Source organism: Stenotrophomonas oahuensis, assembly GCF_031834595.1.
GTDB classification, from domain to species: Bacteria; Pseudomonadota; Gammaproteobacteria; order Xanthomonadales; family Xanthomonadaceae; genus Stenotrophomonas; species Stenotrophomonas oahuensis.
Map to the genome: position 1 here is coordinate 3,885,247 of NZ_CP115541.1, position 12,441 is coordinate 3,897,687.

A 12,441-nucleotide genomic window follows, 5' to 3' on the forward strand; every position below is an offset into this window, starting at 1 on the left:
TTCGAGAGACAGCATGATCGGACAAAGAACCCGCCATTCGCTCGCTCAGTTCCTGGAACTGCAGGAACCGATGATTTCAATCGTGCTCCTTGGGAAGTACGACGCGCAGCATTTGTCGCTATCGAACGGTAATCTGTTGTCTGGCCTGCTGAACCGGCTGCGCGACCTGGACGACCGTACGCTCATGCTGGCGTTGGCTGAAGTCGTTGCAACCACTGGAGATCTGCGGGCCAGGGTGAATCCGAAGTATAGATTCGACAAGCGCCAGCATGATCTGGCGCAATGCCTCCTACTGGACGGCTACATCGTTCAGGACAAGAAGCTGATCCAGACAGATCCGTCGATTTCTGATGCTGCGCCCTTGGAGGATGACCTGATCGCGGCGTTACGGAACTCCGGGGTGCCTCGTGCGCAGGAGATCATTGCCAAGATCAACGATTCGGCTGGTGCATTCCGGGCAGCGCCGCCCGACTACAACGCATCACTTGTGAACGCCCGCGTGGCGCTGGAAACTTTGGCCGGTGACATCGCTGCCCATGTTGCCTCGCACCGGCAGATGCCCGCTGCTTACAACCCATCGAAATGGGGCGAGATGCTTGGGTTCCTTCGCAGCAGTGGCGAGATCACCATAGAGGAGGAAAGAGGCCTGGCCGGCGTCTTCGGCTTTCTCAGCCCTGGTGCCCACCGTCCGGTAGGAATCCCCGAAGATCAGATGACGCGGCTTGGCCGTTCTTTCGCGCTCAATATGTGCTGGTTCCTACTGAAGAATCATCTCATGCGAAGTCAGTAGTCTTGATCATCCCGACCTAAATGCGCAAGGATAGCCGACATGCCGTTTGAGATCAGGCCTTGGGGCGCGATTGCGAATAACTACGGCTGCACAGTTCTGCTTGGCAATGGCGCCAGCATTTCCGTCAGTCCGAGCTTCTCCTACTGCTCGCTGCTCCAACATGCCGCCGAGAGGAACCTACTCCCCGAGGATTCCCAGCGCTTGTTCGACTTCTTTCATACCAACGACTTCGAGCTGGTTCTTCGGATCGTGTGGCAGGCTTCGAACGTCAATCGTTCGCTACGAATCCCGGATCAGCGAACCCATGCCGCCTACGTCGGTCTTAGAGACTGCCTTATCCGGACAGTTCGCGACATTCACCCGGAACACCGTGCGGTAAGCGCACACCTGCCGAGCATCTATCAATTCCTGAAGAGGTTCAGAACCGTTATCTCGCTCAACTACGATCTGGTGGTGTACTGGGCAATGACCTACGGCTTGGACATCGACGACCAGCATGCTTTTAAAGACTGCTTTGTTGGGGCGGGTGCATTCGATGATGACTGGCAGCGATTCAGGCGGCCAATCCGAGGACATCGTTCAACCTCACTGGTGTTCTATGCGCATGGGAGCCTAGCATTATGCCGAAACTTGCTCGAGCAGGAGTGCAAGATTCACAACCTTCAGGACGGACTACTGGAAGCGGTTCTGCAACGCTGGCAAAACGGAGAAGTTGTGCCTTTGTTCGTGAGCGAGGGAACGTGGTCGCAGAAAGTTTCTTCCATCCAGAATAGCTACTACCTCTCCACGGTCTACAGAGAAGTCCTAAAATCTCAGCGGGACACACTGGTCGTCTATGGCTGGGGCTTCGCCGAACAAGACATTCATCTCTTGAAACGCATGAAAGACACGGGTATCAATCGTGTGGCGGTATCAGTGTTTCGCGGGGATCAGGCGTACTGCAATCGTGTCTTCCAGACGATCCATGACGAATTAGGAGTGCATGTCGAGGTTGATTTCTTCGACAGCGAGAGTCCCGGTTGCTGGATTCATCCGGCCAGTTAGCTACTCTGCCCCTACGGCGCGGTATCAGGCCAAACGTGACGCGCAGCGCCAGGACATGTGCCAAGTGAGATCACTGCTCCAACGGCCCCAAGGGAGCGAGCGATATGTACAGACAAGGCTTGTTTGATATCTAGCGCAAGTGAATCGCCTTGGATTGCGTAGCCGTCAAATGCCTTAGGGGACTCTCCACCGCCTCCCCTACCCCCGATAAATTCTCATAATCCACTGTTCCCAAAAGGTAGTTTCCACCAGATGCAGAGGAGCGCCGAATAGGCACCTACTTTAGGATTTGTCTTGGAACAACAGTGCAGGATCCGCGCCTCCAGTTAGTCCGTAGGCTCGCAGCAGGTGCTCCTCGAGCGTCATCTGCTCGAACTGGTTGGTCGTATAGTCTACGTGAACAACCGTTGATTCCAGCCCGGCGGCTGGCGCGACAAATTGGGCGAGGACGAAGCTCTCTATCGGGCCCCCGTCGTACAGGCGAGCCATGAAGAACAGTGCCGGGTTGCCATGGGGATCGGTATTTACGCTCAGGTGAAACACATGTCGCTCGGCAATGGCTGGCCCCAGCAATTCGGAGGGCAATTGTGCTCGCGGTGGGGCGGTCCCCCCAATCATGGCATAGGCGACAGCTGCGTCAAACTCGGCACGACGCAGGACGCCCGGGGAGAATAGATGTGCGGTGAGATTGAGGCCAATCTTGACCATGGTGCGGTGAATTGCATCAAGCTCGGCCTTGACCTGCAAGTTCATCCTAGGGACGACGGTAGCTGAGGCCACGGGTTGGTCCAACGCGGCCGCCAATGAGTCCAGATTTGAACGTAGCAGACTCAGCATCGTGCACAAGTGGGCTATGTCGGAACTCCTGCCGACCACTTGCCCCGACGAGCGCTGAAAGACAGACAAGGCTTCGATCCTTCCCGTGGTGCCGGGTGTACGTACTGGCTCGAACCAGACGCAGCTGGATGGCGGCTTGCGAGTCTGCATGGGGGCATTTGCGTGGTAAGTGCCGCACTGCCAAGTGATCGGTGTGGCAGTAAATGCGTCGGCAGTGTGCTTTTCGATTAAAGACAGTTCGTCTGCAAGCAGATCGCGCAATGCAACGAACAGGCGCTGGATCGCGGCCAGGTCGGGACCTGTCAAAGCCAGTTGGTCGCTGATGCCCCCCCGCCCCCCTTTCTCGAACACGACCTGGGCGAACAGCCTGGGCTGCCCCCGCGCGGCCAATTCGCCCGCAAGCTGTGGTCCGCCATCAGTGATTTGCAGCGTGGTGCGCGCCTGCAAGGGTGAAGGTGGTTGCCCGTCTCGCGTTGTTGGCTGCTTGAACAAGCGTGCCAATGCGATGGGAGAGGCCTTCAGCACATGCGCTTCGAGCTTGGAGAAAGTGGAGGTATTGCACGAACTACAGACGCAGCCGCGTAGCATCCACGCAGGGTCGTCGCCACCGAGTCCCGCCGAGACCACGTGTTCGTCGCTGTACGGCCCAAGACGCCCGCAGTACAAGCAGCCGGCGATGTGGCGGTCGAGTGAGGACAAGGCGCTGTCTCCTAATCGCGGCTGAAGGGTTGATTGAGTCTTGTAACTAGTTGGCGGACTCAACATCATGCCTCGCGCAGTGCAGTGATGGTCCAGCGAAACGGCTCGCGGTACTGCTCGGCTAGCGACGACTCCATAATCTGGCTGTAAGCCACCACGTTCCAATCTTGCGTGAGCTCATGTTCGGCAAGCATCCGCGTCGCCCAGTCCGTGTCGGGCACGACGACACCGGCACACGAGGAGTCAAAGGCCAGCGCATCGTCGTGCAGGCGCCATTCCCGCTCCCACGTGAAGTCGACCGGCTCGTTGGCAGTGGGCTCGTAGGTCATGTGCCGCCATTGATGGCTCGGGGGCAAGTCGTGGGCCTCAGCCAGCGGCTGGTAGATCACCGGACGCGCACACTGTGCGTAGAGCCAGCGCTTGTCGAACATCAGTCCGAACGGCGCGTAGCGTCCATAATCCCATCGGTTTACGAGGCCATCGGTGAGCGCGGCCAGTGGCGCCTCGGTGAAGCATACGCAGCGGTAGCGGTTGAGAATCAACCGATCGCTGCCTCGCAGGCGGCCGTCCGCCAGGATCGTGCAGAGCCGTTCGTAGGCGGCTTCCGGGGAAGGGCCCTGCGTGAAGTGAATGAGCTGGTCGGACAAATCTGCACGTGACATTGAGCGTTATCCAGCGACGGCGCCTAGGGCCTGGTGGCTATGAAAATCGATCTCGTAGAGAAAATAACGCCTTGTAGCCGGAAAAGCTATCGCAATACCGTCGAGCACTATGCTCTTACCGACCTATCAAAGACCCAGTATCGCGTTGATATCGGCGTGACGCACCCAGTCCAGTGGCGCGATGGCTCGAAATCGACGCAGGCTTGAGCGCCAATTCCGGATCACTGCCGCTCGACTGTCGAAGCGAAATTCATGGTTGCTCCGAGTTCAACTGTAGTGGCTGCGGGTACCTCGGCAGAGTCTGCTTAGGGTCGGAAGCCGGACTTCCCTACCCGCGATAAACATCGCTTATCGATTAAGCGCAGGGTGCAACTACCTAGAGAAGTGATAGAGCTGCACACGCCCGAATGCATCACTACGCAACCGTCAGGACGATCTTCCCTCGCGTCCGGCCAGCCTCAGACAGCGCCAGCGCCTTTGTCACCTCAGCAAGAGGAAACACCGCTTCAACGTGCGGGGTGACCTCTCCCCTCTCGACCAACGGAGTGATCTCCCCGAGGCTGGCGGCGTCTGGTCGGGTAAAGGATCGCTTGACGGTCACGCCAAAGCGCTCAGCTTCATCCTGAGGGAAGGCGACAATGGTCACCATGCACCCGCCCTTCCGCAGGACCTTGAAGGCTCGCTGGAAGGTGTCGCCCCCCAAGGTATCGAGAACCACATCCACGTCACGAACGACTTCCTCGAACGGTTGCTGGGTGTAGTCGATGAATTCGTCAGCGCCCAGGCCTCGGACAAACGCCTCGTTTCGCCCGGACGCCACTGCGATGACGTGCGCGCCGTGCGCCTTCGCCAACTGCACTGCCAGAGATCCTACGCCACCCGAACTGTTTGTGATCAAAAGTCGCTGCCCGGACGAGAGCCCGGCTTCATTGAACATCGCTTGCCAGGCTGTGGTGCCCGCCAGTGGCAGCGCGGCTGCCTGCACAATGTCGAGATTCCCCGGCGTGCGGGCCAGATGATTTGCCTGAGCGATGGTGTACTCAGAGAAACCACCTGATGAAACCATGCCATACACCAGATCGCCTTCTTGGAAATGGTTCACGCCGGGGCCCAGTGCCTCGACCGTGCCGACCACCTCGCTTCCCAGGTGAATCGGCAGCGTCATGCCCATGCGCTGCCCTGCTCCGCTCCGGATCTTCCAGTCGATAGGATTTACGCCAGCGGCACTCACCTTGATCAGGACCTCGCCCGGTTCGGGCATGGGCCGGGTTACCTCGGCGAGCTCGACCTGATCGTTGGACCCGTACGCCCGGATAAGCACACTCTTCATCTGTCTCAATCCTTGAGTGCACCGTCCTCGTGATCGGTGGCGGAATAGGTCGGTGTAGGAATCTCGGCGTCATGCGGATGCCGCAGCGCTTGGCGCACGTCTGGCGGCAACTGATCCAGCGCCAAAAGCACTTTGCCCGAGTGCACCTCCTTGATCGCCCGCATCGGCAGCCTGAAGTCGCCGCCGTTCTGGATGTTCACCACCCAATCGTTCTCGCCGACCTCGCGGACAGCTCCAACACCAAGCTCGCGGTCTGCAACAAAGACCATCTGACCTACTTCCAGTGATTCAGACACGGGACACCTCGGTAGTGATTGAACGTGTGGCTTGCGCTTACACGTATGGACACCAGGATAATCCCTATGGCGCAGTCACGCGGCCGTGAACTTTTGCCTCTGCACCTTCTAGTTATCCTGTCTGGCGACCCTTCGCCGCATCCTTGGGTTGTGGCGTCGCTCGATGTGCGGTGATATCGGGGTAGAACCCCCGGCTGCTCTGGCGTCATTGGGGGCGGTTGTTGATGGTTTGTCTGCGAAGAACAGCCGGGCAAGCCCGGCTCTACAAGAACAGCCGGGCAAGCCCGGCTCTACAAGGGCAGCCGGGCAAGCCCGGCTCTACGGGGCGCGGTGTCGGCGGCGGGGTCAGTCGCCGTTGGCGGCGCTCTTAATCAACCTGGCCGTCACATCCGGGTGCGAAACCATGACCACGTGCGATGCCCCCACTACCACTTCGGTCTTCCTGGCGTGGGCGCGCTCAGCCATGAACGCAATAGCCTTCGGCGGAATGTTCAGGTCCTTGTCCCCGTAAACAAACCAGCTGGGGATGGAGGTCCAAGCCGGGTTGCCAGAGGCCTCATTCAGCGCAGCATCCGTAATCGGCCGCTGAGTGGCCGCCATCAGCGCAGCCTCCGCCTCCGGCACGTCCGCAGCAAACTGGTGGTGGAACTTATCCTGCAGGATGTACAGGTCATTACCACCCGTGCTCAGCTTCACCGGCGGCGCAATCGCCTGCCCCAGCGTGCTACCCGGGAACTTGGCCGACAGCCCGGCCGCCGTCTCGCCCTCGGCAGGCGCAAAAGCGCTCACGTACACCAGCGCCTTGACGTTGGAATGGTCCCGCGCCGCCTCCGTGATCACGCTGCCGCCATACGAATGGCCGACCAGCACCACCGGGCCCTTGATGCTGGCCAAGGCGTTTGCCACGTAGGCCCCATCGCTGGCGACGCCACGCAACGGATTGGCGACAGCCAGCACCGGGTAGCCGTCCTTCTTCAGGATCCGGATCACGCCGTTCCAGCTGGACGAATCGGCGAAGGCACCATGCACCAGCACGACGGTGGGCTTCGGGGTTTCTGCAAAAACGCTGGGTGCGATAACGGTCGCAACGCCCAGGGCGAGTGCGGTAAGCAGCTTCTTCATGGTGCTCTCCTTTGTTTCGTTGGGAATCAGGCGGGGAAATCGCAGGTAACACTCAGCTCGCGCCACTGGGCGAGCTCTTCCAGGCGTGTGCGCTCGACTTGTTCGATTGCCCGCACGGCATCACTGCCGAGCGCCAGGCGCAACGGCGGCGCGTCCATGGCGGCGATCTTAAGGATGGCTTGGGCCGCTCTGGCCGGGTCGCCAGGCTGGCGTCCGCTGTAGGCGCGCTGCATGCGGGCGGCCGCGCCCACCACGGCGTCGTACTCCGGACGACCCTCGCTTAGTGATGTGGAGCTGCCGGCAAAGTCGGTGCGGAAACCACCCGGTTCGACGATCGTCACGTGCACGCCGATCAGCGCCATCTCCTGTGCTAGTACTTCGGAGAAGCCTTCCACGCCCCACTTGGCCGCAGAGTAGGCCGCCCGGCCCGGCGCACCAAGGCGTCCACCAACGGAAGACACCTGGATGATGTGGCCACTACGCTGTTCGCGCATCAGTGGAATCGCTGCCTTCGTCATGATGACGGTGCCGAACAGGTTCGTCTCAATCTGCTGGCGGAAGTCGTCCAGCGTGATCTCTTCCACGGAGTTGATGTTGCCGTAGCCGGCATTGTTCACCAGTACGTCGAGTCCGCCGAAGGCGTCAGTGGCCGACTGGATGGCAAGCTCAGCGGAGACGGGATCGGTGACATCTAGCGATACCGACCTCACCTGCTTTCCATAACGGTCAACCAGATCCTGCAGGTCGGAAGCGTCGCGGGCGGTTGCGACAAGGTAGTGCCCAGCCTCCAGCACGGCACTCGCCATCGCCCGGCCCAAGCCGCGTGAGCTTCCGGTGATCAACCATCGTTGTGACATGACTGCGATTCCTCATGTTTACGGGCGGCATCTAACCAGCGCCGCGGGCGACTGGCGATAACACGTTGGTATGTAGGGCCCAGAGGCAGCGCGGAGTAATCACCGCCAGGCATACACCAAGGTGTAGGGGCCTATACCTAGGGACTATTTGAAACTCGGGTGTCGGCGAATAGCGTTCACCGGCACGGACGGCAGGTTACGCCGCGAAACAACGGTTGGCGGTGCGGGTTTGTAACGAACTGTAGCCCCCGCCTGGTTGGACAAGATCGCTTACGAATCCAACGGATTATCGATACGCAGGCGATACATCAGCGCTGTGAAATGGCTCCAACGCCGATGCAGGCCGCCCCCTGCCGCATCACCGGCGCGATTCCATCCCCTTATGGAGAACGCGATGTCGATGTTCGAACCCGAAACCGTCCCCTCCCCTGCACGTCGCCGCCTGCTGGGCACCGTGGCCGTGGCGGCCGCCACCGCTGCCCTGCCCGGCTTGTTGCCCGCTGGCAGCGCCCAGGCTGCCAGTCCTGCCGTCACGCGAAAGGCCGTCGGCACCAATCATGCAATCCGCCCGTTCCAGGTGCGTCTGCCCGAAGCCGACCTCGTGGACCTGCGCCGACGCGTGCGTGCCACCCGCTGGCCGGACCGCGAGCTGGTCGCCGACGACTCGCAGGGCCTGCAACTGAGTCGGCTGCAGACCCTGGCGAGCTACTGGGGCGGTGGCTACGACTGGCGCAGGCTGGAAGCGCGGCTCAATGCCCTGCCCCAGCTCATCACCGCCGTCGACGGCGTGGACATCCACTTCATCCATGTGCGTTCGCGTCACCCGGGTGCGCTGCCGGTGCTGCTCACGCATGGCTGGCCCGGCTCCATCCTCGAGTTCGTGGGGGCCATCGGGCCGCTGACCGACCCGGTTGCCCATGGCGGGCGCGCGGAGGATGCCTTTGATGTGGTGATCCCGTCCATTCCCGGTTACGGCTTCTCCAGCATTCCCACCGAGTTGGGCTGGGGCCCGGAGCGCGTCGGTCGCGCCTGGGACACCTTGATGAAACGCTTGGGCTACGAGCGTTATGTGTCGCAGGGCGGTGACCACGGCTCGGTGATCTCGGATGCGATGGGCCGGCAGCCGCCAACCGGCCTGCTCGGCATCCACCTGACCATGCCTGCCACCGTGCCGGCCGAGCTGGTGCCGGCCATCAACAGCGGTGCACCCGCGCCAGCCGGACTGGCAGCGGACGAGCTGCGCGCCTTCACCGCGCTCAGCCAGTTCTTTGGCCGCAACGCCGCCTATGGGGCGATGATGGTCACGCGCCCGCAGACCATCGGGTATGCGCTCAACGACTCGCCCATCGGCCTGGCCGGGTGGATGTACGACAAGATCGCGCAGTGGACGGACAGCAACGGCATGCCCGAAGCCGTGCTGGGCCGAGACGCCATTCTGGACGACATCAGCCTGTACTGGCTGACCGGCACCGCCACTGCCGCGGGCCGCTTCTATTGGGAAAACAACAACAACAACTTCAGCGCCGCCGCGCAGAAGACCACCCAGATCACCGTGCCTGTTGCAGTTTCCGTGTTCCCCGGTGAGATCTACCGCGCGCCCCGCAGCTGGACCGAGCGCGCCTACCCCACGCTGTACTACTTCAACGAAGCCTCGAAGGGCGGCCACTTCGCCGCCTGGGAACAACCGCAGATCTTCGCCAACGAACTGCGCGCCGCGTTCCGTCCGCTGCGCACCTCACTCTGATCGCCATCCAACCAATCTCGTAACAGGAGAACGCCCATGCATTCGTCCGACCCGACCTCGCGCAAGACCTCCCGCCTGGCCCCGATGCTGATCGCTGCCCAGCTGCTGCTGGCCGGCAGTGCCGCCGCTGCTGCCCCCTCCCCTGCCCCTGTCGCCCCGAGCACCCATGGTGCCCTGTTAGCCAACAAACACGTCGATGCAGGCGACCTCAACGTCGGCTACGCCGAGCTGGGCCCGGCCAAGGGCGAGGTCATCATCCTGCTTCACGGCTGGCCGTATGACATCAACGCCTACGCCGACGTTGCCCCGCGCCTGGCGGCGCAGGGTTACCGGGTGATCGTGCCGCACCTGCGTGGTTACGGCAGCACGACCTTCCGCTCAGCGGACGCACCGCGCAACGGCGAGCCGGCGGCGCTGGCGTCCGACGTGATCGCGCTGATGGATGCCCTGAAGATCAAGCAGGCCAATCTGGCCGGCTTCGACTGGGGTGCGCGTTCGGCCGACATCGTGGCTGCACTGTGGCCGGAACGGGTCAAGTCGCTGGTGTCGGTCAGTGGCTACCTGATCGGCAGCCAGGAGGCCGGAAAGAAGCCCCTGCCGCCGGCGGCCGAGCTGCAGTGGTGGTACCAGTTCTACTTCGCCACCGACCGCGGCCGTGACGGCTACGCGCAGAACACGCCTGACTTCGCCAAGCTGATCTGGAAGCTGGCCTCGCCGAAGTGGCAGTTCGACGACGCCACCTTCAATCGCAGTGCCACCGCGCTCGATAACCCGGACCAGGTTGCCATTGCGATCCACAACTACCGCTGGCGCCTGGGCCTGGCCGAGGGCGAGCCGAAGTACGCGGCGCTGGAGCAGCGCCTGGCGCAGCTGCCGTCGATCAGCGTGCCGACCATCACCATTGAAGGCGATGCCAATGGCGCGCCGCATCCGTTGCCGGAGACCTATCGGGCCAAGTTCACCGGCAAGTATGAGCACCGCACCTTCAGCGGCGGCATCGGCCACAACCCGCCGCAGGAAGCGCCGGTGGAGTTCACGCAGGCCGTCATCGACGCCGCTCACCTGTAAGGAGCACGCAATGAAGGCTTTCCGCGTTGCTGTGTTTTCAGGCGTCGCCGGTGTGCTGGCGCTTGGCATTGGGTACATGGCCTTCGCCGATGCGCCGGCCGGCCCGGTGTCACCGATCTATGGCGTGGGCTTGCCCGAGGGTTACCGCGACTGGCCGCTGGTCGCGCCGGCCCAGGAAGCTGCGCCTCTGGATGAGCTGCGCGTGGTGGTCGCCAACCCGACGGCTTTGAAGGCCTATCGGGAGAATACCCGCCCGTTCCCGGACGGCAGCGTCCTGGTCAAGTTGGCCTGGAAGCATGAGCAGTCGCCGGACTTCGTGCCGGCTTCCGTTCCGGGTGCGGCCACCACCGTGCAGGTGATGGTGAAGGATTCCAAGCGCTACGCTGACAATGGCGGCTGGGGCTATGGGCGTTTCATCAATGGCCAGCCTGCCGACGAGGCGCAGCATCAAACCTGCTTCGCCTGCCACTCATCCCGGGTCAAGGATCGGGACTACGTTTTTACGCGCTACGCGCAGTGATTGCCGAGCGATCCGAGGTTCTGACGGAGGAGCGTGAAGATACATGCCTGGGCACCTGCTACCGTGATCGACTCCGGCACTATGCTTAACCGCTCACGTATGAAGAAAGGGCCCGACATGGGCGAAGGATCAAAGAAGCTACGGCCTTTCATTGCAGACACCGTGGCGCTTCTGATCTTCTTTACCATCACCGGGGCGTTGAACGAGCGCTTCATTTCAAACATGACCTGGGAAGAGGTCGCTCACGCGCGCTTGTTAGGCGCTGCGTTGATGGTCCCTGTTGCAAGACCTTATGGGATGTGGCGCGACCTCCTGATGAGGCGTGCGTCTGCCGGTCGGTGGTCCCAGTTGCTTTGGGACAGCATCGCCCTGGTCACGTTTCAGGTTCCCATCTACGCTGGGATCATCTTCGTTAGTGGTGCCTCCGGGAAAGACCTGGCATTCGGAGTGCTGGGTGCCACCGTCATCATGCTTGTGACAGGCCGTCCCTATGGAGCCTTTCTCAACTGGGTGAGAGCCCGGTTCGGGCTGCCCCCTGGCGGGAGCAAGCCCATGAGCCTGCAGCATTGATGCCGCCCGCCACCTGCGGCAGAATCAGCCCGCGACGCGCGGCATGTACTTCCCACGCATCATCTGCATGTATTCGGCCTCCGAGCTCGACCGCCTCGCATCCACCAGCGGCTTGATGTCCTCCGTCGCCACATAGCGGAGCTGTGTAGTGCCGTCGGTCACCGCGTCGAAGATGACGTTTGCCACGTCTGCAGAAGTGGCCAGCCGGTTGGCGCGCAGGCCCGCGAACACCTCTTCGGTCCCGGCGATGAATTCCGCGTAGTCATCGGGTGCCGCGGGCGCTACTGCCGCCTCCTGAGCCAAACGGTCGGAGAACTTCGTGTCCAGCACACCACCGGGCTCCACGATCTTGACGACGATGCCCTGTGACAGCAGTTCGTAGGACAGCGACTCGGAGAACCCCTCCAGCGCGAACTTGCTGGCGTTGTAGGCGGAGATCATCGGCAGGCCGAAGACACCCGCACCAGAACTGACGTTCACGATCACGCCCTTACGGCGGGCACGGAAGTGCGGAAGGATGGCGCGGGTGACATCCATGACGCCAAACACATTGACGTCGAACTGTTCTTGTATCTTCTTGCGGGGCAGCGATTCGAACACGCCCCATAGGCTGAAGCCTGCGTTGTTGACGACGGCATCGATGTGGCCGAAGCGCTCAATGGCGGTGTTCAATGCAGTCTGAATACTTTCCGGATCCTGCACATCCAGATGTGTCACGATCACGTTCGGTAGCCCGTCTAGTTCTGTGGCAGCGGCGGTGTTTCGCATCGTGGCAACGACGTTGTGGCCCTTGGCGGCGAAGAGCTTGGCGCTTTCCAGGCCAAAGCCTGAGGACGCGCCGGTAATGAGGATGTTCGACATGGAAAGTCCTGCGTGGGAGTGAGGCAGACAATCTAGGTTCG

At 61.6% G+C, this 12,441-nt stretch carries 13 protein-coding genes; 6 read left to right on the forward strand and 7 right to left on the reverse strand.

Annotated features, from left to right (window positions below; all coding sequences use genetic code 11):
* Positions 1–13 precede the first annotated feature (13 nt).
* Both PDM29_RS17330 and PDM29_RS17335 read left to right on the forward strand, forming a co-directional pair.
* Positions 14–790: a hypothetical protein gene (locus tag PDM29_RS17330; protein WP_311191288.1), complete on the forward strand. Its 777-nt coding sequence runs from the start codon at positions 14–16 to the stop codon at positions 788–790.
* A gap of 39 nt (positions 791–829) precedes the next feature.
* Positions 830–1,834 (forward strand): DUF4917 family protein, encoded by a 1,005-nt coding sequence (locus PDM29_RS17335; RefSeq protein WP_311191289.1) that lies wholly within the window; start codon positions 830–832, stop codon positions 1,832–1,834.
* A gap of 282 nt (positions 1,835–2,116) precedes the next feature.
* Here the strand turns inward: PDM29_RS17335 and PDM29_RS17340 are convergent, their stop codons facing one another.
* From PDM29_RS17340 to PDM29_RS17365, 6 genes are all read right to left on the reverse strand, one after another.
* Entirely contained in the window at positions 2,117–3,370 is a 1,254-nt protein-coding gene (locus tag PDM29_RS17340) for a hypothetical protein (RefSeq protein ID WP_311191290.1), read from the reverse strand.
* A gap of 65 nt (positions 3,371–3,435) precedes the next feature.
* Positions 3,436–4,032 carry a hypothetical protein gene (locus PDM29_RS17345; protein ID WP_311191291.1) on the reverse strand — a complete coding sequence of 199 codons (597 nt, stop codon included), beginning with the start codon at positions 4,030–4,032 and terminating at the stop codon, positions 3,436–3,438.
* 415 nt (positions 4,033–4,447) lie between these two features.
* The gene (locus tag PDM29_RS17350; RefSeq protein ID WP_311191292.1) at positions 4,448–5,362 is read right to left on the reverse strand and encodes an NADP-dependent oxidoreductase; all 915 of its coding nucleotides are present in this window, start codon (positions 5,360–5,362) and stop codon (positions 4,448–4,450) included.
* A 5-nt stretch (positions 5,363–5,367) separates the two neighbouring features.
* Positions 5,368–5,631 (reverse strand): hypothetical protein, encoded by a 264-nt coding sequence (locus PDM29_RS17355; RefSeq protein ID WP_311193821.1) that lies wholly within the window; start codon positions 5,629–5,631, stop codon positions 5,368–5,370.
* A 372-nt stretch (positions 5,632–6,003) separates the two neighbouring features.
* Positions 6,004–6,780, reverse strand: a complete 777-nt coding sequence (locus PDM29_RS17360) for an alpha/beta fold hydrolase (RefSeq protein WP_311191293.1) — start codon at positions 6,778–6,780, stop codon at positions 6,004–6,006.
* A gap of 26 nt (positions 6,781–6,806) precedes the next feature.
* The gene (locus PDM29_RS17365) at positions 6,807–7,637 is read right to left on the reverse strand and encodes an oxidoreductase (protein ID WP_311191294.1); all 831 of its coding nucleotides are present in this window, start codon (positions 7,635–7,637) and stop codon (positions 6,807–6,809) included.
* Positions 7,638–8,031: 394 nt separating this feature from the next.
* Between PDM29_RS17365 and PDM29_RS17370 the strand changes: the two genes are divergently transcribed.
* Genes PDM29_RS17370 through alaE form a run of 4 tightly spaced genes read left to right on the forward strand, consistent with a single transcriptional unit; the run spans position 8,032 to position 11,539 of the window.
* Positions 8,032–9,381 carry an epoxide hydrolase family protein gene (locus PDM29_RS17370; RefSeq protein ID WP_311191295.1) on the forward strand — a complete coding sequence of 450 codons (1,350 nt, stop codon included), beginning with the start codon at positions 8,032–8,034 and terminating at the stop codon, positions 9,379–9,381.
* Between the two features lie 36 nt (positions 9,382–9,417).
* Entirely contained in the window at positions 9,418–10,449 is a 1,032-nt protein-coding gene (locus tag PDM29_RS17375) for an alpha/beta fold hydrolase (protein WP_311191296.1), read from the forward strand.
* 10 nt (positions 10,450–10,459) lie between these two features.
* Entirely contained in the window at positions 10,460–10,969 is a 510-nt protein-coding gene (locus PDM29_RS17380; protein WP_311191297.1) for a cytochrome P460 family protein, read from the forward strand.
* 33 nt (positions 10,970–11,002) lie between these two features.
* The gene (gene alaE, locus PDM29_RS17385) at positions 11,003–11,539 is read left to right on the forward strand and encodes an L-alanine exporter AlaE (protein ID WP_311191298.1); all 537 of its coding nucleotides are present in this window, start codon (positions 11,003–11,005) and stop codon (positions 11,537–11,539) included.
* 24 nt (positions 11,540–11,563) lie between these two features.
* Here alaE and PDM29_RS17390 read toward each other — a convergent pair whose 3' ends face one another.
* Positions 11,564–12,400 (reverse strand): SDR family oxidoreductase, encoded by an 837-nt coding sequence (locus tag PDM29_RS17390; RefSeq protein WP_311191299.1) that lies wholly within the window; start codon positions 12,398–12,400, stop codon positions 11,564–11,566.
* Positions 12,401–12,441 lie beyond the last annotated feature (41 nt).